At 66.3% G+C, this 19,590-nt stretch carries 16 protein-coding genes; 2 read left to right on the top strand and 14 right to left on the bottom strand.

What is annotated here, in order from left to right; genetic code table 11:
- Positions 1-1,317, top strand: coding sequence for a xylose isomerase (gene xylA / locus ACTIFE_RS00185; RefSeq protein WP_439527145.1), 1,317 nt, complete (start codon positions 1-3; stop codon positions 1,315-1,317).
- A gap of 271 nt (positions 1,318-1,588) precedes the next feature.
- Here xylA and ACTIFE_RS00180 read toward each other — a convergent pair whose 3' ends face one another.
- Positions 1,589-2,545 (bottom strand): ABC transporter substrate-binding protein, encoded by a 957-nt coding sequence (locus ACTIFE_RS00180; protein ID WP_439527363.1) that lies wholly within the window; start codon positions 2,543-2,545, stop codon positions 1,589-1,591.
- Positions 2,546-3,138: 593 nt separating this feature from the next.
- Here ACTIFE_RS00180 and ACTIFE_RS00175 point away from each other — a divergent pair.
- Positions 3,139-3,939, top strand: coding sequence for a DeoR/GlpR family DNA-binding transcription regulator (locus ACTIFE_RS00175; protein ID WP_439527144.1), 801 nt, complete (start codon positions 3,139-3,141; stop codon positions 3,937-3,939).
- Positions 3,940-3,946: 7 nt separating this feature from the next.
- Here ACTIFE_RS00175 and ACTIFE_RS00170 read toward each other — a convergent pair whose 3' ends face one another.
- The 13 genes from ACTIFE_RS00170 to ACTIFE_RS00110 all read right to left on the bottom strand — a co-directional run bounded on the left by ACTIFE_RS00170 (position 3,947) and on the right by ACTIFE_RS00110 (position 19,580).
- Positions 3,947-4,813: an aminoglycoside phosphotransferase family protein gene (locus tag ACTIFE_RS00170; protein WP_439527143.1), complete on the bottom strand. Its 867-nt coding sequence runs from the start codon at positions 4,811-4,813 to the stop codon at positions 3,947-3,949.
- A 76-nt stretch (positions 4,814-4,889) separates the two neighbouring features.
- Complete coding sequence (locus ACTIFE_RS00165; RefSeq protein WP_439527142.1) at positions 4,890-5,867, bottom strand: NAD(P)/FAD-dependent oxidoreductase; 978 nt, start codon at positions 5,865-5,867, stop codon at positions 4,890-4,892.
- A gap of 60 nt (positions 5,868-5,927) precedes the next feature.
- Entirely contained in the window at positions 5,928-6,635 is a 708-nt protein-coding gene (locus tag ACTIFE_RS00160; RefSeq protein WP_439527141.1) for an ABC transporter ATP-binding protein, read from the bottom strand.
- Positions 6,632-8,365, bottom strand: a complete 1,734-nt coding sequence (locus ACTIFE_RS00155) for a branched-chain amino acid ABC transporter ATP-binding protein/permease (protein ID WP_439527140.1) — start codon at positions 8,363-8,365, stop codon at positions 6,632-6,634. The genes ACTIFE_RS00160 and ACTIFE_RS00155 overlap by 4 nt, the downstream gene beginning before the upstream one ends.
- A complete protein-coding gene (locus ACTIFE_RS00150; protein WP_439527139.1) occupies positions 8,352-9,221 on the bottom strand; it encodes a branched-chain amino acid ABC transporter permease in 870 nt (289 codons plus the stop codon). The genes ACTIFE_RS00155 and ACTIFE_RS00150 overlap by 14 nt, the downstream gene beginning before the upstream one ends.
- 57 nt (positions 9,222-9,278) lie before the next feature.
- Positions 9,279-10,466: an ABC transporter substrate-binding protein gene (locus tag ACTIFE_RS00145; RefSeq protein WP_439527138.1), complete on the bottom strand. Its 1,188-nt coding sequence runs from the start codon at positions 10,464-10,466 to the stop codon at positions 9,279-9,281.
- A gap of 50 nt (positions 10,467-10,516) precedes the next feature.
- Positions 10,517-11,659: a CobW family GTP-binding protein gene (locus ACTIFE_RS00140; RefSeq protein WP_439527137.1), complete on the bottom strand. Its 1,143-nt coding sequence runs from the start codon at positions 11,657-11,659 to the stop codon at positions 10,517-10,519.
- Positions 11,656-13,335, bottom strand: a complete 1,680-nt coding sequence (locus ACTIFE_RS00135) for an amidohydrolase (protein WP_439527136.1) — start codon at positions 13,333-13,335, stop codon at positions 11,656-11,658. The genes ACTIFE_RS00140 and ACTIFE_RS00135 overlap by 4 nt, the downstream gene beginning before the upstream one ends.
- A 289-nt stretch (positions 13,336-13,624) precedes the next feature.
- Positions 13,625-14,398, bottom strand: a complete 774-nt coding sequence (locus ACTIFE_RS00130; RefSeq protein ID WP_439527135.1) for an SDR family NAD(P)-dependent oxidoreductase — start codon at positions 14,396-14,398, stop codon at positions 13,625-13,627.
- Positions 14,395-15,207, bottom strand: a complete 813-nt coding sequence (locus tag ACTIFE_RS00125) for an SDR family NAD(P)-dependent oxidoreductase (RefSeq protein WP_439527134.1) — start codon at positions 15,205-15,207, stop codon at positions 14,395-14,397. Before ACTIFE_RS00125 ends, ACTIFE_RS00130 begins: the two co-directional genes overlap by 4 nt.
- Positions 15,204-16,613, bottom strand: coding sequence for a transaminase (locus tag ACTIFE_RS00120; RefSeq protein WP_439527133.1), 1,410 nt, complete (start codon positions 16,611-16,613; stop codon positions 15,204-15,206). The genes ACTIFE_RS00125 and ACTIFE_RS00120 overlap by 4 nt, the downstream gene beginning before the upstream one ends.
- Entirely contained in the window at positions 16,610-18,100 is a 1,491-nt protein-coding gene (locus tag ACTIFE_RS00115; RefSeq protein ID WP_439527132.1) for an aldehyde dehydrogenase, read from the bottom strand. Before ACTIFE_RS00115 ends, ACTIFE_RS00120 begins: the two co-directional genes overlap by 4 nt.
- On the bottom strand, positions 18,093-19,580 hold the full coding sequence (locus ACTIFE_RS00110) for a tripartite tricarboxylate transporter permease (RefSeq protein ID WP_439527131.1): 1,488 nt from the start codon (positions 19,578-19,580) through the stop codon (positions 18,093-18,095). Before ACTIFE_RS00110 ends, ACTIFE_RS00115 begins: the two co-directional genes overlap by 8 nt.
- Between the last annotated feature and the right edge of the window lie 10 nt (positions 19,581-19,590).

Genomic DNA, 19,590 nt, shown 5'->3' with positions numbered 1-19,590 from the left:
GTGGCCACTGGATTTTTCGACGGCCTGGAGCCGGTCCGCTTTGTCGGCCCGGACGCTCGCGACCCCTACGGGTATCGCTATTACGACAAGGACCGCATGGTCCTGGGCAAGCGCATGGAAGACCACCTGCGTCTGGCCATCTGCTACTGGCATTCCTTCTGCTGGCCGGGTGGTGACCCGTTCGGCGGCGATACGTTCCAGCGCAAGTGGATGGCTGCCGGAGATCCGATGGCACAGGCAAAGCTCAAGGCGGATGTCGCCTTCGAGATGTTCCAGCTGCTGGACATGCCGTTCTTCACGTTCCACGACCGCGACATCGCGCCGGAAGGCGCAACGCTGGCCGAGAGCAACGCCAATGTGAACGCCATCGCCGACATCTTCGAGCGCAAGATGGCGGACAGCGGCGTCAAGCTGCTCTGGGGTACGGCAAACCTGTTCTCCAACCGCCGCTTCATGGGTGGCGCCGCAACCAACCCGGACCCGGATGTCTTCGCCTATGGCGCGGCCCAGGTGAAGAACGCGATGGACGTGACGCATCGCCTCGGTGGCGCGAACTACGTGCTGTGGGGCGGCCGTGAGGGCTATGAGACCCTGCTCAACACCGATCTGAAGCGCGAACTGGACCAGCTCGGCCGCTTCCTGACCATGGTTGTGGAGTACAAGCACCGCATCGGCTTCAAGGGCACGATCCTGATCGAACCCAAGCCGCAGGAGCCGACCAAGCACCAGTATGACTTCGACGTCGCCACGGTCTTCGGTTTCCTCAAGGCCTATGGCCTGGAGAACGAGGTCAAGGTCAACATTGAACAGGGCCACGCAATCCTTGCCGGCCACTCCTTCGAGCATGAGCTGGCGCTTGCAAACGCGTTGGGCATCTTCGGCTCGGTCGACATGAACCGGAACGACTATCAGTCGGGCTGGGACACGGACCAGTTCGCCATGAACGTGCCGGAGATGGCGCTGGCCTATTACGAGATCCTGAAAGGTGGCGGCTTCACCACCGGCGGCACCAACTTCGACAGCAAGATCCGTCGTCAGTCGATCGACGCGATCGACCTGATCCAGGCCCATGTCGGCTCGGCCGACGCCATCGCGCGCGGCCTGCTGGCGGCCGCTGCCATGATCGAGGATGGCCGTCTCGGCGGCTTCGTCAAGGACCGCTACGCCGGTTGGGGCAAGCCGGAGAACGCCGAGATCCTGAAGGGGAACGTGACGCTGGAAGCCCTGGCCGACCGCGTGCACGGGGCCAACCTCGAGCCTCAGCCGAAGTCGGGCCGCCAGGAATATCTGGAAAGCCTGGTCAACCTGTTTGTGTAATCAAACGGTTGCTTGAACGTCGAGCTCGCGGGCCCGATCCGCGCTTCCTCCGCACCGTCCCGGCCTTGTGCCGGGACCTGGTGCTGTTTCCGGAGCGGCGCAACGTTGAAGCTGGATCTCTCGTGAGGCAGGACGCTTGCCGATGACGAGAACAAAGACGAAGGTCCGAGTGTCCACAACGGGTCCCGGCACAAGGCCGGGACAGCGTGGTACAGGCGTCAGTTCAGAAAAGGCCCCGCCCGTAACCCGGGCGGGGCCTTTTTGTTTCAGCTCAGAGCTTGTCGGTCACGGCCGTCGTGGTCGCGCCCGAGGGCTCCTTGGAGATCACCGGATCCGAGCCGCCGGACAGCAGCGACTTGACGGTGCGCTCATAGGCGGTCATGTCGAGCTTGCCGTCAGAGCCGTCAACCAGCTTGACGATTTCGCCGACCATGCGCTTCTGGTGCTTTTCGGTCTGGGCACCCGACGCATCGTTTTCGAGCACGATGTCGGCCGCCTCGTCCGGGTTTTCAGCCGCATAAGCCCAGCCCTTCATCGAGGCACGCACGAAGCGGGCGTATTTGTCGACCATGGCCGGATCCTGCAGCGTGCTCTCCAGCACGTAGAGACCGTCTTCGAGGGTCGCGACACCCTGGTCTTCATACTTGAAGACCACAAGGTCATCCGGCGAAATGCCAGCGTCAATGACCTGCCAGTACTCGTTGTAGGTCATCGTCGAAATGCAATCCGCCTGCTTCTGCAGCAGCGGGTCGACGTTGAAGCCCTGTTTCAGAACCGTCACGCCATCCGCTCCGCCTGCTGTCGACAGGCCGAGCTGGCTCATCCAGGACAGGAACGGATATTCATTGCCAAAAAACCAGACGCCGAGGGTCTTGCCCTTGAGATCAGCCGGAGACGTGATGCCAGTGTCCTTGCGGCAGGTCAGCATCATGCCGGACTTCTTGAACGGCTGGGCAATGTTGACGAGCGCCACGCCCTTTTCGCGCGAGGCAAGCGCCGACGGCATCCAGTCGATGATGACGTCTGCGCCACCACCGGCGATCACCTGCGGCGGGGCAATGTCCGGGCCGCCCGGCTTGATCGTGACGTCCAGCCCTTCAGCTTCATAAAAGCCCTTGTCCTTGGCCACGTAGTATCCGGCAAACTGGCCCTGGGTCACCCACTTAAGCTGCAGGGTAAGCTGGTCGGCCGCGGACGCCGCACCAGCAGACAGAACGCCTGCGAGCATCGTGGCTGCTGCCAGGGCCCTTACTGCGAAATTCGCCATTCCCCTTCTCCTCTTGATCTGCCGACGATTTTCGCCGCCGGTTCTGGAAAGCGGGGGATCATGGAGCAGGGGCAGTGTCGCGACACGCAGAGCCGGTCCGGTTGCCAGGACCTGTTCAAATGTGCCGGCGATGATGCAGCCTTCCTGTTGCCATTCCCCTTCCGGCCCGGTTTTGCCCGGGTCCATTCTCTTGACTGTTCCGCAGGACGCGGTATCCATCGACAGCCTGCCACGGCTTGACGCCTTCCGCCACAGCCGACGCATGCTGACCAAATGGTCAAAAAAACGTAGGGACTGCCGCCCCTTCCGGTCAAGGTGATTATTTAAACAGCGACGGTTAGTTTTGCGGCATGCCCATGTCGTATCGGGACCAGACCCACGACCGGGACTGCCGAAACAGCGATGGCGGCCCCTGTCATTTTATGTTCATATGAACGTCGTTCTAGTTTCATATGAGCCAATTACTCCTGTCATGCGGATGAATGGGCATATGGGTTGTGCAAGCCACGCTTCTGGCACGGCAGGCGAACCAGCGGGATGAGCGGCAATCGGGAATGACAATAGCGATGCTGGGGCAAGGCGACATCTCGGAGCGGCAGGCGGAAATCGCCGATCTCGTGCAGGCCAACGGCTTCATGTCGGTTGACAGTCTCGCCGAGCGGTTTGATGTCACCACCCAGACCATTCGCCGCGATGTCAACCGCCTGTGCGAACTGGGGATCCTTCGGCGCACCCATGGCGGTGTGGAACCTCCGGTCCCGACCGGAAATGTTCACTACAGCACCCGCCGCATCCTCAACCTGCCGGCCAAGCGCCTGATCGCAAACCACGTTGCAACACTGATCCCCGATGGCGCTTCCGTGGCCTTTTCCATTGGCACCACGCCGGAAATCGTCATGCAGGCGCTGATCCGGCATACGGGGCTGAAGGTCTTCACCAACAACCTGAACGTTGCCTTCACCGCATCCGAGAACCCCACGGTCGACGTCACCATTGCCGGCGGCCGCCTTCGCTCAGGCGACCGGGACATTCTGGGGGCCGGGACGCAGGACTTCTTTGCCAGCTACAAGGTCGACTTCGGCATCTTCGGCGTGGCCGGTGTCGACGAAGACGGCACGTTGCTCGACTTCCACGAAGAGGAAGTCGCGGCCCGTCAGGCGATTCTGGCCAATTGCCGGCAGTCGCTGCTTGTGCTCGACCACAGCAAGTTCGGCCGCGCCGCCCATGTACGCGGGGGCCACATCAGTGATGTGAGCCATGTCGTCTGCGATGCGCCAATACCGGCGGAACTGAACACACTGCTCGCGGTGCGTGGCACCAAGGTGCTCATCGGCGCAGCCCCGGATCAGGACTGAGCGGCAATCAGAACACCGGATCGTCGAGAATGGCCTGCAAGGTCGCCCGGTGCTGCGCCTCGCCCAGATTGCCAGGCTCTCCCGCCAGCGAGATCAGCGCCTTCCAGAGCGCCCAGCCACGGGCCCGGAGCCAGGTGCCGGCATCACCTCCGACAGACTGGCGCAAGCGGCGCCGGGCTGCAGGCGGCAGGCTCGTCCAGGCAATCGAATAGTCACATGCCGGATCGCCGACGGCGCAGTTGCCAAAATCGATCACGGCGGCGAGCCGGTCGTCGCGCACCAGAAGGTTTGCCGGACTGATGTCGCCATGCAGCCAGACATCCGGGCCGGAAAACGGCGTGTCGAGCGCCTCCTCCCACAATGCCAGGCAAGTCCCGCCAGGTACCTTGTTTCCAAGGCGGACAAGGGCATCGCGCGTTTCCCGGTCATAGGTCGCAAGTGGACCGCCGCGCCAGAAATTATGCGGACCCGGAGGCGGCCCTTCGACTGGGGCCACCTGCAGGGCCTTCAGAAAGGCCCCGAGATCCGTTGCCATGGCATTCAGCTCGACGGAACCATCGAGCGGCAGTCGGTCGCCGTCAATCCAGTCAAGAATGCTCCAGGGGAAAGGATATCCGAGGGAAGGCTGCCCGAGACCCCGCACGGGAGGAATACCGAGTGGCAGATGGCAGGCAAGCTGCGGCAGCAGCTCGCATTCCTTCGGGATCTGCGACGCATAGCGGTCTGCACTCGGCAGACGAACCAGCATGTCCGGACCGAGCCGAAACGTCCGATTGCACCACCCGCCCTGTGGCACAGGTTCAACGGCCAGATGGGACCATTGCGGGAACTGCTCGGCAACGAGAGCCCGAACGAGATCGACAGTTGCTTCCATGTACCTTCTCCGCCTCGCCGACAGCGCTAGGCGAGGTTCATGGCACGACCATGAAGCTTCGACAAATCCGCCAGGTTTATTCGGCTGCGGTACGGATCTGGGACAGGCTCGACGCCATGATCCGGGCAAGGCCCTCGCCGCTGTCAAAGGCCGCCTCGACCCGGGGACCAAGCCCCCAGTCGCCGCAGGCCCCTATGCGCAGATCGGCATCCCAGACAAAGGGCTGCGGAGCAGTCTGCTCGACCCGGGCATAGCGCCAGCGGTGCGCGGCCATGAAGCCAGGCTCTGCATGGGTTGCCAGTACCGAGCGGGCCTCCTGCCACAACAAGGGAGCAACTTCGTCTGCAGACAGCTCCAGATGTTCCCGCGACCAAGCCGGCGAGGCATGGATAACCCAGGCCTCGGGGACTGGATCCCGCCCGGGTTTGGCTGAATTGCGGGCGAGCCAGGAGAGGGGACCTTCCGGGAACGAATACCTGTCCGGGCCCGGAAGCACCTCTTCGAAGGCCGCCATCAGGGTCCAGCACGGCGCGTAGCGCACCTCCTGCAAGCCCGGAAACGACGCCCCGGCGCTTTCGGCAAGCGGGATCGCCTGAGGTGCGGGCAGAGCAAGAACCACACCAGCAAACGGCTGGCCTGCACCACCATGGACCGTTCCCAAGGCGTCATGCAGGAGCCAGCCCCCCTCGACCGACTGCAGCGCGGTGATCTGAGTTTCCAGCACCACCTCGAACCGGTTCGCCATGGCCCGGACCGGCGCACCAATGGCCGGCACGCCAACATAACTGTCCTCGAACCAGGGTGCGACGAAGCCTTCGCCAGACCATTTGGCGATCGCCTTGCGAAACGACGTGCCACGCGCGGTGAAAAACTGCGCACCGTGGTCAAACCGGAAATCGCCGGCCCGCCGGGTCGCAAGGCGCCCGCCGACACCACGGCTTTTTTCGAAGATGCGGCAGGTGTATCCCGCCGCATCGAGACGCAGGGCGGCCGCGAGGCCGGCCATACCGGCACCGATGATCGCAATGGTGGAACGTGGGCTTAACGTGCTCATGATGGGTCTACGCTGCCCTGAAGCCGCTGGACCACCCGTTTCCCATGGAAATGTGCCGGTTCAGGCGGTCTGGACATCCCCCAGGTAGAGATGATGCAGACGGTCCGGATCAGCCAGCAGCGGCTGCGGCAGACCGTCATAGACCAGCTCGCCCCGCCGCATGACATAGGCATGGTCGGCGATCCTGAGCGCCAGCGCCGCGAATTGTTCCACCAGCAGGATGGCAAGGCCGGCATCCGCCAGCCTTCGCACCGCCGCCATCAGCCGTTGCACCACGACCGGAGCAAGGCCTGCCGACATCTCGTCGATCAGGATCACCTCGGGACGGGTGAGCAGCGAGCGGGCGATCACCAGCATCTGCTGTTCGCCGCCGGACAGGAGCCCAGCCCTGACGCCGCGCCGGGTGAGCAGCTCTGGAAAGAGGTCATAGGCTTCAGCGATATCAGCGCCCGGTGCCATGCCGACAAGCAGGTTCTCCTCGGTCGAGAGCTGGCGGAACACGCTCCGTCCCTGTTCGACATGGGAGAGCCCGGCCCGGGCCCGCTCACCGGCGCGGGCGGCGGTCATCGTCCGGCCATTGAGGGCAATGTCGCCCCCGAATGTCGGGATGATGCCCGACAGCCCCTCCAGCAGCGTCGTCTTGCCGGCCCCATTGGCACCGAGCAACACGCTGATCCGCCCCTTATCGGCAGACAGGCTGACCCCGCGCACCACCGGCAGACCGGCGCGGTTGATGACGAGGCCGGAGACGTCGAGTGTGTTGGTCATGCCGCGTCCTCCTCCAGGGCAATGCCGAGATAGGCCTTCTTCACAACGGGCTCCTCCAGCACATGCGCTGGCGGACCGGAGGCGATGACCTGGCCGAAGTCGCAGACCGTGATCTGCGAGCAGGCCCCGCGCACCAGATCCATGTCATGTTCCACCAGGAGCACGGACGAGCCGAACAGCTTCGGGATCTCGGCAATACGCTGCGCAAGCCGCAGCGCCTGGTCATAGGACTGGCCGGCCGCCGGCTCGTCGAGGAGCACCACCGCCGGCCGCGCGGCGACGACCCCGGCCACGTCCAGCAGCCGCCGGGTACCGGCATCCACCGCCTGCACCAGGGTGTCAGGCGAAGGACAGCCGATCCAGGCCAGCACGGCGGCGCTTTCCTCGGGGCTCAGACCAGGCGCGGCGAGATCGAGATAGGCCCCCACCGAGAGATCGGGCGGAATGCGGGTGGTCTGCCAGGTGCGGCGAACACCGAGGCGTGCGCGCTCATGGGCGGCAAGTCCTTCAAGCGGCCGCCCTTCCAGCCGCACCGACCCCTCGTAGGCCGGGAGGAACCCGGTGACCGCGTCGATGAAGGTGGACTTGCCGGCGCCGTTGGGGCCGATCAGCCCGACCACGGTTCCGGCCGGCACGCTCAGGCTGACGTTCGACAGCGCGACGACCTGCCCGTAGCGCACGCCGAGCCGGTCGATGACCAGCGTCGGGCCCGCCGCCGGGTCGCGCCGGCTGCGGGGAGCAGGCAGAACGGTACCAACGAGTGCGGACGGTGCCAAGCGCGGCAGTCCGAGCCGTGCAGACAGGCTGGCAAGAGTGCGCCGCAAGGTCTCGGCCATGGTCTCGCCGCTGGCCAGCGCCTGCACCGCCCCAAGGGCAAAGAGCACGTTGCCGACATCCTGCGGCAGGCCGAGGCGGCGCAGCAGCTCAGGGAACAGCGTCACCAGCATGCCGCCGATGATCGCGCCCTCGGCCAGCTGGGCACCGGCCATGGTGGCGACCGCAAACAGCGCCAGCGACTGCATCATCGAGAAGTTTTCCGAGACGAGCGTGCCGAGATAGCCAGCCAGCAGCCCGCCCGACAGCCCGGCGATGAAGGCCGAGATCGCGAAGGCCGACAGTTTGGTCAGCGGGATCGACACGCCGAGCGCCGCTGCGGCCCGCTCGGAGTGGCGGATGGCGAGGAAGGCGCTGCCGAGCCGGGAGCGCGACAGGACGGAGAGGCCGAGCGCGACCGCCAGATAGAACAGCAGCGCAAAGACGAAGTAGCCCTCGTCGCTGTCGAACAGCTCCGGCCGGGCAACCGACAGGAAGCTCGTCTGTCCGGGGAAGGTGATCGTCGCCAGGATCACGTCGAAGGCCGCCGCAAAGGCGAGCGTGACGATGGCGAGGTTGATGCCGCGCAGGCGCAGGGCCGGCAGGCCGATGGCGACGCCGAACGGCACCGCCGCCAGACCGCCGAGCACAACCCAGACCGGCAGGCCGCCCGGAGCCTCGACGACATTGAGCCAGCCGACGGTCCAGGCGCCGACACCTGCAAAGGACATCTGGCACAGGGCGATCATGCCCGCTCGGCCTGTCACCAGACCGAGGCCCTGCAGCGAGATCGCCGTGATGATGACGGCGGTGGCGAGGAACACCCAGTAGGCCGGCAGCAGGCCGTAGACCGCAAGGCCGGCCACGGCGGTGGTGACGACAAGGGCGAGGCAGGAGGTGAGATCAGCGCGCTTCATCCCAGCGGGCTCCACGTTGCGACCACAGAAGAACGGCCAGGATGACGAAGAAGGGCAGGATGCCCCGGTACTGGCTGATGCCGTCGATGGCACTGCTCATGCCCTCGACGAGGCCGATCGTGAGACCACCGGCCAGCGCCAGCGGAAAGGAGCGGAAGGCCCCGACCAGTGCCGCCGCCAGGGCGGGAACCACCAGCAGCGACAGCGACATGAAGTCGGGCGAGCGCTGCGGCGCGATGATCATCAGCGCAAAAGTGGTGAAGGCCCCCGTCACCGCCCAGACCAGCAGGGCGAGGATCCGCACGCGCACGCCCAAGAGTTCGGCCGCCATGGGCCGTTCCGACAGGGCGCGCAGGTGCAGGCCCGTACGGGTGCGGTTGAGGAAGGCGTCGGCAAGCAGGGTGAACACCAGCGCCAACACGACGGTGAGGACGGAGGCAACCGTCACCTCCACCCCCGCCAGACGGAAGGCGGAGCCGGGGAACAGGGTCGGGAACTCTTTTGGGCTCTGGCCGCCGGTGAGCCGCAGCCCCAGTGCGACAATGCCGACCAGCAGGGCCGCCGTGACCGCCGCCTTCGTGGTCGCGGTGGCTTCCGAGAACCACTGCGTCATGACAAGGCCGATGAGCGCGCCGGCCAGCGTGCCGACAAGAATGCCAAGCACCACGGCCGGCCACAGGGGCACGCCGAGGGAGATGAAGCCGATCATGGAAAAGGTTCCGGCGGTGCCGATGGCCGCGCCGGTGAAGTTGACCACGGCGACGAGACGGAAGGTGAAGACCGCGCAGACCCCGAGCAGCGCATAGGCGCCGGCGGCAGTCAGCCCGGCCACGGCCGAGGTGAGAAGCGCATTCATGGCAAGTGTTCCCGCTGCAGGACGGTGGCACGGCGAACGCCGTGCCACCGGTGTCGGTCAGTTGGCGGACGGGAGAACGACCCAGTCCGGCGTCTCGACGGTCCACTTGCCCTTGTCGAGCTTCATCACCTTGGTCGCCTGCATCGGGGCGTGACGGTCCCCCTCACCAAAGACGTAAGGCGTGCCGGCCAGCTCATAAGGCTTCGGCTGCATCTTCTGCAGGGCTTCGGTCACGCTCTCGCGCGTCACCTCTCCGTTGATGCCGGAGAGGACATCCAGCATCACCGTGGCGGCGAGATAGCCGCCCTGGGAGAAGGCCGTCAGCGGCTTGCCGGCCGCCGTCATGGTGGCGATCCAGTCCTTGTTGGCCGCAGACCCGGTTTCCGTGAAGGGCTCCCACTCGGTGCCGACGTAGACCGGCTGAGTGCTGTCGGCCAGCGCCTTGGCGACTTCCTGGGTGTAGCCGGGGGCAAGGAACAGCCAGTTGATGCCGGTGATCTTCTGCGCGTCCGCAGTCTTCACCCACTGCACCACGCCCGGCTCGACCGCATTCTGGATCACCGCATCACAGCCCGCATCGCGCGCCTTGATGACATAGGGCGTCAGGTCCCCCTGGAACGGCAGGGTCATGTCGAGCAGGTGGATCTTCTTGCCCGAGATCTTTTCCCAGGTCTCGATGGCGCCCTTATAGGCTTCCTGGGTGCCGCCGATGATGATGAAGAAGGCGCAAACCTTCTCGGCCTTGAGCTGGTTAGTGGCGTAATAGGCCATCGCGGTCGAGAGCGTATAGGGCCCGACGTTGACCGGGGCAACCGACGGAGCATTGAAGCAGGCGGCGTCGACGCCAAGGCCCTGCACCGACAGGACGCCCTTGCGCTTGTAGGTGGTGGCGTTGACGGCGCAGTCGAGCAGGCTGCCCGAGCCGACCAGAGCCACCACTTCCTTGTTGTCGATGAGATCGCGCGCCGCCTGGGCCGCCACGGCCGGATCGGCCTTGTCGTCGGAAATCGTGTACTCGATCTTGCAGCCGTTGAGCCCACCCTTGGCATTGACTGCATCGAAGACGGCAGCGGCAGCCTCGGGAACCTCGCTGAAGTCGGCCGGGCCGGTGATGGTGGAGACGGCACCCAGACGGATCACGCCGTCCTTGCAGGTGGGACCGGCCGCCTCGGCAGCGGTCGTTGCGGACAGGCCGGCGAGGCCGGCAAGGGCGACGCCGCCCAGAAGCATCGAAATGGACTTCATGTGATAACCCTCCCAATCGCGTTGATCGCGGTTGATCCAGAAACAGCAGTTCAGGCGGCCATGTTCCCCGATGCGGCCATCGCGTCCCTTGCCGGGTTCTTGATGGCGGCCGCATCCACGTCGGCGAACCGGGCCAGGGTTCGCTCGATCACGTCGCGCGCAATGCCGCGCACGATGAAGACGAGGCGGGTGCCTCGGGTCTGGTCCGGCCAGGCCGGAAGGCGCACAGGCGGATGCAGCACATGCTGCACGCCCTGCACCAGCAGCGGACGGTCGCGGTCGTCGTCCAGTTCGACGAGCCCCTTCATCCGCAACAGGCTCTCGCCCTTGAGCAGGGTCAGATACTCCAGCCAGCGGAAGAAGGCGGGCGACGACAGCGGCTCATCGATGACGAAGGCATGGGTCTCGATGCCGGCATGTCCGGTCCTCACAACACCAGCCGGGAAATGATGGCCGCAGCCCGGACCATGCACGTGGCCCGGATCGCCTGCCCGCGGATCGCTGCAGACGAAGCCGGCCGGCGCTGTGGCGGACGCGAACCATTCGACGGCAGCCCGGCCGAGCGCGTCCGGATCGAAGCCCGTGCCGAGGAGACGCGCGGCCGCAACATGCCCCATGTCGGCCTCCAGCACCCGCGCGGCCGGATTGATGAGGCCCAGAGCAATGCGCAGGCGCTCCAACTCGGCGTCGCTCGCCAGATCCGTTTTGGTGATGACGATACGCTCGGCAAGGCCGACCTGTTTCACCGCCTCCGGATGGGCGTTGAGGGTGGCCAGGCCGTTGACGGCATCGACGGCCGTGACAACGCCTTCCACCGCCAGCCGTCCCGACAGCGCGGGGGCAACCAGCAGCGTATGCAGCACCGGCACCGGATCGGCGAGACCGGTGGTCTCGATCAGGATGCGGGTGACGGACGCCAGCTCGCCCGTGTCGCGCCGGGAGAGGATCTCGGTCAGGGTGGTGACGAGATCATCCCGTACGGTGCAGCAGATGCAGCCGTTGTCGAGCAGGGCGAAACGTTCCTCGCTCGTCTCGACCAGCAGGTGGTCGAGGCCGATGGCACCGAACTCGTTGATGATCGCCAGCGTGCCGTCCAGCGCCGGCTGGCGCAAGAGCCGGTTGAGGAGCGTCGTCTTGCCTGCCCCGAGGAAGCCGGTCAGGACCGTGAGCGGCAGGGGAGCGGCACTGGTCATGCCAGCGCCTCCGTGCCATGCACCAGCCGCCCCTCGAACCAGGTCTGCAGCACCCGCGTCTTGCCGATTTCTCGCGGCGGGCAACTCAGCACATCCCGGTCGAGGACAATGATGTCAGCCGACTTGCCGATCTCCAGTGAGCCGACCACATCGCCCAGACCCATCATGCGGGCCGAGTTGATGGTGAAGATCTCCAGCACGGTGGCGATATCGAGCGCCTGCTCCGGCCACAGGCTCTCGCCCGGGAAATCGCCATGCGGGTTCTGGCGCGTCACCAGCCCCTCAATGCCGGTCCAGGGGTTCGGGTTCGGGATCACCGGCCAGTCGCTGCCGCCGGCCATCAGGGCACCGGCGTCGAGCAGGTCACGGTTGGGCCAGAAGCGGGTGGCGCGTTCAACGCCCATGGTCTGCTTGTGGCCCTCGAGGAAGGCCGTCGGGAACCAGATGAAGGGCGACAGGTCGGCCCCCATCCCCAGCTCGCGGAAGCGGGGGATGTCCGCGTCCCGGATGTAGCTGGCATGGGCGATGTGATGCGTCAGCCGCGTCGGGCCGTTGAAGGAACGCACCACGTCCAGCGCGTCCAGTGCCATGGTCACGGCGGCATCGCCCGCACAGTGGATCTTGACCGACAAGCCAAGTTCCTCGCAGCGGCCGATCCAGCGCACCAGTTCCGGCACGGTCGCCAGCGTCGTGCCGCGGAAACAGCAGCCGAAGACCGCATCGGGCGTGTAGGGTTCGTGGAAGGCCGCGGTGCGCGCACCGGGCACGCCGTCGAGGAAGATCTTGGTGAAATCGGGCCGCACGTGCCGACTGCGGAACGTGTCGCGCAGGGCAAACAGCTCCTCGCCCGCCACGCCGAACAGGAAGGACGGTTCGGTGACCGGCATCGCCCCGCTGGCCCAGGCGGTCAGCAGGCCGCGATCGTCCAGTCCCTTCAGCGCCGCCAGCACGGGCTGCATCGCCGCCGCATCGAGGAAGGCCGTCACGCCATGCTGATTGAGCGTGGCGATGGAATGGGCAACGGCGGCCCGGTCCATGTCCTCGGTGTAATGGCCGCTGGCGACGATGGTGCGCTCGATCAGGCCGGCTGCGGCTTCGATCATGATGCCCGTGAGGCGGCCGGACGACGGGTCGCGGCCGAAGCTGCCCTGGTCCGGATCGGGGGTGTCCGCAGTGATCCCGGCCAGCCGCAGGGCCGCCGTGTTGACCCAGCGGTTGTGATAGGTGTCGTCGCGCAGCATGACCGGACGGCCAAGGCTGGCCGCGTCCAGCAGGGCGAGGGACTCGTCGCTGTTGAACAGGGCGAGGAGATCGCTGCCCCATTGCGCGCCGATGATCCACTTGCCCTCGGGCGTCGTCTCCGCCGCCGCGCGCACCTGATCCAGAATGGCCTCGCGGCGCAGCGTGTTGCCGAAGCGCAGCTCGAACAGCTCCGCCTGACCGCCCATCATCATGTGCGTGTGGATGTCAACAATGCCGGGCATCGCCAGACGGCCGCCGAGATCGACGACCTGCGTCTCAGGCCCCATGTGCGGGCGCACGTCCGCCTCGGTGCCGACGGCGATGATCCGGCCATTGCGCACGGCCAGCGCCGCAGCAGTGCTGCGCGCCGGGTCAATCGTGTAGATGCGGCCGTTGGTCAGAACCAGATCGGCGACGGCGTGAACTACGGACATGGGTGATCCTCCCCCCACTTGAAGATGAAACAGGCCCGGACAGATCCCTGGGGCGGCAGCGACGCCGCGACTTGGTCTTGATTTTGGAAGGCCAGCGTCAGTGGTGGCCAGGATGGTTTTCGCTCTTGGGGGCCGAGGGTAAAAGACCCCAGCCCAGCCGTATTTGTGGTGCTCGTCCAGCTCAAGGCAGGCTTGAGAGCCTTACACGCTGGATCAAACAAAAGTTCATCCGGCATCAAGGGCCGGATCCGTCCCGTCCCCTCCAGCCGGAAGAGACGCGGCGGACGCATCAGACGGCCCTGTTCTGGGTCGGCGAGCGGCCGCCGCCATCCGCCACGAGCACGGTGCCCGTGACGAAGGACGACTGGGCGCTGGCAAGGAACAGGCAGCAGGCCGCGATCTCCTCCGGCTCGGCAATGCGGCCAAGCGCGATCCGGCGGGTGAGCGCGGCAAACTCCTCCTCCCGCGTGGTCCCGGCGGCCCTGGCCGCAAGGTCCATCTCCATCTCGCTCATCGGCGTGCGCACCCAGCCCGGCGCGATGGCATTCACCCGGATGCCGTCGCTGCCATGGGCATAGGCAAGCGACCGGGTCAGGGCGACGACGCCCGCCTTGCTGGCGGCATAGCTGGCGCTGTCCGGGCTGGCGTTGAAGGCGGCGACCGATGCGATGTTGACGATGGTGCCGCCTTGTCTTTTCAGAAGGGGCAGCGCCGCGCGGCAGACCATCATGGTGCCGGTGAGATTTACCGAAAGCGTGCTCTCCCAGACCGCATCCTCGATGCTGTCCGGCCGGTCCGGCACGATGAGGCCGGCGGCATTGACGAGGCAGTCGAGCCGCCCGCCGCAGGCCGCAATCGCCCTCTCGATGTCGGCGGTGCTGGTCACGTCGCCATGCACGGCAACGCCGCCGGTCGTTGCCGCCATCCGGTCGAGCGCGTTGCCGCCGAGCCCGAACAGCACGAGCCGCGCGCCCTCGGCGGCAAAGCGCTCGGCCGTTGCCGCCCCCATGCCGGTGGCAGCCCCCGTGATCAGGGCGGTGAGACCTGACAATGCGCCGCTCATGCCGCGCCCTCCCCTGCCGCGAAATGGCTCGTCACCGCATAGCCGGTCTCCGGCAGGGTGGAACCGCCGTCGACGACGATGGTCTGGCCGGTGATGTATTTGGCCTCGCGCGAGGCGAGATAGAGCATGGCGCAGGCGATGTCGTCGGCCTCGCCCATGCGGCCCATGGGGATCGCGGCGCCGATCTCGGCCTGCTTTTCCGGCGTGCTCAGCGTGCCGCGCCCCGGCTTGGCGATGAAGCCCGGCTCGACGCCGTTCACCGTGATGCCGCTGCGCGCCAGCTCGAAGGCCGCACCCCGGATGAAGGCATTGAGCCCGGCCTTGGCCGCCGAGTAATGCGCCCCGCCGGCCATGGCCACCCGCGCGGACACGGACGAGGTGAACAGGAGCCGGCCATGGCCGGCCGCCCGCATCCCCGGCACGGCCGCCTGGGTCAGCCACACGGCCGCCTTCAGGTTGATGTCGAGCGCTTCGTCCAGCTGATCCTCGGTCATCTCCTCGATGCCCGCCCAGGGACAACCGCCGGCATTGTGCACCAGGATGTCGAGCCGGCCCTCGCGCGCTGCGGTCTCCTGCACGAGCCGGGCGAGCCCGGCCCGCGACAGGTTGGCAAGTGGCACGGCGGCGGCGGAAAGGCCCCGTCCGCCGAGCGTCCGGGCCAGCTCTTCGGCGACATCAAGCGTGCGATTGGCAAGAATGACCCGCGCCCCGGCCTCGGCCAGTCGCGTGACGATGGCCGCGCCGATGCCGCGCGCGCCGCCGGTGACCAGCGCGACCTGTCCGTCGAGGCGGAAGGGGGGCGTCGTCATCCGGCAATGCCCTCCCGGTCAAGGAGCTCGATGAAGCGGGCGAACACCTCGGTGTGCCGCGCCACATCCTCGTCGGTGCTGGCCGGGCACATCAGGAACATGGTGTGGAACGGCGTCACCAGGATGCCCTCGTTCATGTAGAAGGCATGCAGCAGCGTCTCCAGATCGCCCTGCCGCGTGGCGATCACATCGGCACCGCAACGCGGCACCTTCGGCGTGAACATGATCTCCGCGCGCGCGCCGATCTGGGTCACGTGCCAGGGCCGGCCGCTGCGCGTGATCAACGCCCGCGCCTCGTCGGCCAGCCGCGTTGCCAGCGCGATCATGCGGGCGTAGTTCGCCTCGGTGAGCACTTCTTCCAGCACCGCCTTCATGGTGGCGACGGTCAGCGCATTGCCGGCCAGCGTGCCACCGATGCCCAGATGCGCCGACTGGCGCAGCTTCGGATTGGCGTGGGGCACGATCTGCCACATGCGCTCGGCAACCGCCTGGCTCAGGCCGAAGATCCCGGCCGGAATGCCGCCGGCGATGGCCTTGCCGGCCACGAGCATGTCGGGCTCAAGGCCGTGCAGCGCGGTGTAGCCGCCGGGGCCGCAGGAGATGGTGTGCGTCTCGTCGATCACCAGCAGCGTGCCGGTCTCGCGCGTCCGCCGCCGCAGCGCGTCATGGAAACCGGGTTCGACCGGGATCATGCCGAAATTCGTCATCAGCGGCTCGGTCAGCACGCAGGCGACGTCACCGGCCTTCAGCGCCTGTTCCAGCGCCGCGACATCGTTGAACTCCACCACCCGCGACACGGCCGCATGGTCGACCGCATTCGGATGGATCATGTTGCGCATGCCGATCTTGCCGTTGCGGATCTCGACATGGGCCTCCTCGACGCCGCCGTGATAGCAGCCGGAGAAGACAAGCACCTTGTCGCGGCCGGTGATCATGCGGGCGATGCGGATCGCGCCGCGGTTGGCATCGGTTGCCGAGGTGGTCAGCGTCCAGTAAGGCAGACCGAAGCGGCGGGTAAGTTCCTCGCCGACCCAGAGACTGTCCAGCGTCGGCAGCATCATGGTGGTGCCGCGTTGCAGCTGGTGCAGGGCGGCCCGGGTCACCGGCTCCGGCGCATGGCCGCACATGCCGCCGGTGTCGCCCAGACAGAAGTCGACATAGTCGTGACCATCGATGTCCCGGATGCGCGCGCCGCTGGCCGCCTCAGCATAGACCGGAAAGCCGCCGGCCCAGCGGCGCATCCAGTGCGAGGGGCCGCCATAGAGATAGTGCTCCCTCCCCCTGGCCCAGGCGGCGGCAGACTTCGGATGCCGGGCAGCAAAACGGGCCTGCTCCGCCTCGATCAGGCGGTCAATGGTGGCAGCGCGGTCGGCGGCAAAGGCCGTTGAGGCAAGATCGGTGGTCATGTCAGGGAAATCCAGGCGCTCTTGAGATCGGTGTAGCTGTCAAAGGCGTGCAGCGACTTGTCCCGGCCAAAGCCGGACTGGCGGAAGCCGCCGAGCGGCACGGTCAGGTCCGAGCCGCCATAGGTGTTCACATGCACGAGCCCGGCACGGACCCGGGCAATCATCCGGTGTGCCCGGCCGAGGTTGGCCGTCCAGACCCCTGCAGCGAGGCCATAGTCGGTGTCATTGGCAAGCCGCACGGCCTCGTCCTCGCTGTCAAAGCCCTGCACGGCCAGCACGGGCCCGAAGACCTCGGCCCTGGCCAGCGACATGACGGGCGTGACGCCGGCAAACACCGCCGGCGACAGGAAATAGCCGCCCGTCTCTGTCCTGATGCGCGTCCCGCCGGTGAGGCATTCAGCGCCCTCCTGCGTGGCGCGAGCCAGATGCGCCTCGACGCGGGCAAGATGCTCGGCACTCGACAGGGCACCAATGTCGGTGGTCACGGCGAGCGGATCATCGACGCGCAGGGCCTCGGTCGCCTTCACCAGCTCAGCCAGGAAGTCCTCGCGCACGCTGTTCTCCACCAGAAGCCGCGAACCGGCGACGCAGACCTGACCAGCATTGCGGAAGATCGCATTGGCGGCGGCCTTCGCCGCCTTGCCGAGATCCGGCGCATCGGCGAAGACGATGTTGGGCGACTTGCCGCCCAGCTCCAGATGCACCCGTTTCAGGTTGGAGCGCGCCGCATAGCCCATGAGCCGGCGGCCGACGCCGCCCGACCCGGTGAAGGCTAGTGCGTCCACGTCCATGCTGAGACCCAGCGCCTCGCCGGCGACCGCCCCCTCGCCGGTGACCACATTGAGCACGCCCTCCGGCAGCCCGGCCTCGACGCAGATGCGGGCAAGGCGGAGCAGCGTCAGCGACGCGCTTTCGGCCGGCTTCAGCACGACGGAATTGCCGGCAGCAAGCGCAGGCGCCAGTTTCCACGCCCCGATCATCATCGGGAAGTTCCAGGGCACGATGGCCCCGACGACGCCCAGCGCCTCGCGCCGGACCAGGCCCAGAACACCCTCGGCCGTCGGCGCGATCTCGCCATAGACCTTGTCGATGGCCTCGCCGTAGTAGCGGAAGGTGGCGGCGGCCGACAGCGGCTCGGCCTTCAGCGCCATGGAAATCTCGGTGCCGTTGTCGCGCACGCCAAGGACGGCCAGCTCCAGCGCGTCGCGCTCGATGGCCTCCGCGATGCGCAGCATCACCTTCTTGCGCTCGGACGGCGCCGCGCGCGACCAGCTGCCACGCTCGAAGGCGGCGCGGGCGCTGGCGACGGCCCGGTTGACATCGGCCGCGCCAGCCAGCGCCAGACTGGTGAAGACCTTTCCATCAAGCGGGGACACAACGTCCATCCGCCGGCCATCGACGGCCACTTCCTCGCGGCCGTCAATGAACAGCTGCTGCGGAGCAACGGGGCGATGTCTCAGGGCGTCGATGTGGGCCTGATCAAGCATGGGACTTGTCCTTGGCGCGGTTGCGCAGATGGGCGGTGATGTGCAGCCCGATGGCGAGGAGGATCATCGCGAACAGAATGAACGCGATGGGACGATCGATGAAATCGAATGGCGACTTCACGCGTGCCATCGCCGTTCGCAGCTTGGTTTCCATCAGCCCGCCAAGGACAATGCCGAGGATGACGGGCGATGTCGGCAGTTCCAGTCGCTTGAGGATGAAGCCAAAGACGCCGAAGCCAGCGGCGACTGCGCAATCCGTCAGGGAATTGCGCAAGGAATAGACCCCGATCAGGCTGAACGTCAGGATCATCATGCCGAGGAACCGGCTGGGGATCCGCATCACCTGCATCAGGATGTTGGTGGACGACATCAGGAACAGGATGACGAGAACATTGAGCGCCAGCAGCGCGATATAGAGCGCCAGCACGAAGTCCATCTGGTCCCGGAACAGCTGCGGGCCAGGGATGACATTATGGACATAGAACACCGCCAGCATCATGGCGGTCAGTTCCTCGCCCGGAATGCCCAGCGCCAGCAACGGGATCATGGCGGCCGGCGGCACCGAATTGTTGGCCGCTTCCGAGGCGACGATGCCCTCCGGATTGCCCTTGCCGAACAGCTCCGGTGTCTTGGACGTCTTCTGCGCATAGCTGTAAGACAAAAACTGCGACATGAACTCGCCAACACCCGGGATCATGCCGCAGAGGACGCCGAAACTGGAGCCGACAGTGGCGAGGCGCTTGTATTTGAAGAGCTCCGACAGACCCTGAAGGAACTTGCCCGTGACCGGCGGCAGGTCATAGGTCGTATCGCGCTGGGTGAGGAGCAGGAAGGCCTGGGACAGGGCAAACAGCCCAAGCACGACAACGATCAGGTCGATGCCCGAAGCCAGCCAGGTCTGGCCGAACGTGAAACGCTGGGTGTAGGCGGTCCCCTCGAGCCCGACGGTCTTGAGGAAGATCCCGAGACAGACCAGCATGGCGGCTGCCAGGATCTGTCCGCGATGGGTCAGCACAACGAGAACAATGCCGAGGAGGGCGGCGAGGAAGATTTCCCGGGCGCCGAACATCGGCGCGATGGAGGCCAGCACGGGCGCAAGCGCCATCAGGCAAAGGATTGAAAAGACGCCGCCAAAGAAGCTGGCCGAATAGGCAAGGCTGAGCGCCCGCCGCGCCTCGCCGCGCCGGGTCATCGGATAGCCGTCATAGGTGGTCAGTGCGTTGACGGGGGTTCCTGGCGTGTTGATCAGGATCGCCGGGATAGCCCCGCCGAACATCGATGAACCATAGATGCCGAGGAGCGCCGTCAGGCCGACAATCGGCTCCAGCGAAAAGGTTGCAGGCAGCAGGATCGCGATGGCCACTGCGGCGCCAACACCCGGCATCGCACCGACGATGACGCCACCGACCGAGCCCACAACAAGCGCCGCGACAACATCCCACCGGGCGAGAATATCAAGACTGGCAAGAAACAGGTCCATGATCCGCCCC

It is taken from the genome of Pannonibacter sp., assembly GCF_051860505.1.
Taxonomy (GTDB): domain Bacteria; phylum Pseudomonadota; class Alphaproteobacteria; order Rhizobiales; family Stappiaceae; genus Pannonibacter.
Note: the sequence above shows the minus strand (reverse complement) of the source record. Positions and strands in the feature narration are given on the sequence as shown.

Excerpts from the sequence above, each read along its gene's own strand:
- ACTIFE_RS00180 (WP_439527363.1), bottom strand. The coding sequence starts at position 2,545 with ATGCTCGCAGGCGTTCTGTCTGCTGGTGCGGCGTCCGCGGCCGACCAG.
- ACTIFE_RS00175 (WP_439527144.1), top strand. The coding sequence starts at position 3,139 with ATGACAATAGCGATGCTGGGGCAAGGCGACATCTCGGAGCGGCAGGCG.
- ACTIFE_RS00170 (WP_439527143.1), bottom strand. The coding sequence starts at position 4,813 with ATGGAAGCAACTGTCGATCTCGTTCGGGCTCTCGTTGCCGAGCAGTTC.
- ACTIFE_RS00165 (WP_439527142.1), bottom strand. The coding sequence starts at position 5,867 with ATGAGCACGTTAAGCCCACGTTCCACCATTGCGATCATCGGTGCCGGT.
- ACTIFE_RS00160 (WP_439527141.1), bottom strand. The coding sequence starts at position 6,635 with ATGACCAACACACTCGACGTCTCCGGCCTCGTCATCAACCGCGCCGGT.
- ACTIFE_RS00155 (WP_439527140.1), bottom strand. The coding sequence starts at position 8,365 with ATGAAGCGCGCTGATCTCACCTCCTGCCTCGCCCTTGTCGTCACCACC.
- ACTIFE_RS00150 (WP_439527139.1), bottom strand. The coding sequence starts at position 9,221 with ATGAATGCGCTTCTCACCTCGGCCGTGGCCGGGCTGACTGCCGCCGGC.
- ACTIFE_RS00145 (WP_439527138.1), bottom strand. The coding sequence starts at position 10,466 with ATGAAGTCCATTTCGATGCTTCTGGGCGGCGTCGCCCTTGCCGGCCTC.
- ACTIFE_RS00140 (WP_439527137.1), bottom strand. The coding sequence starts at position 11,659 with ATGACCAGTGCCGCTCCCCTGCCGCTCACGGTCCTGACCGGCTTCCTC.
- ACTIFE_RS00135 (WP_439527136.1), bottom strand. The coding sequence starts at position 13,335 with ATGTCCGTAGTTCACGCCGTCGCCGATCTGGTTCTGACCAACGGCCGC.
- ACTIFE_RS00130 (WP_439527135.1), bottom strand. The coding sequence starts at position 14,398 with ATGAGCGGCGCATTGTCAGGTCTCACCGCCCTGATCACGGGGGCTGCC.
- ACTIFE_RS00125 (WP_439527134.1), bottom strand. The coding sequence starts at position 15,207 with ATGACGACGCCCCCCTTCCGCCTCGACGGACAGGTCGCGCTGGTCACC.
- ACTIFE_RS00120 (WP_439527133.1), bottom strand. The coding sequence starts at position 16,613 with ATGACCACCGATCTTGCCTCAACGGCCTTTGCCGCCGACCGCGCTGCC.
- ACTIFE_RS00115 (WP_439527132.1), bottom strand. The coding sequence starts at position 18,100 with ATGCTTGATCAGGCCCACATCGACGCCCTGAGACATCGCCCCGTTGCT.
- ACTIFE_RS00110 (WP_439527131.1), bottom strand. The coding sequence starts at position 19,580 with ATGGACCTGTTTCTTGCCAGTCTTGATATTCTCGCCCGGTGGGATGTT.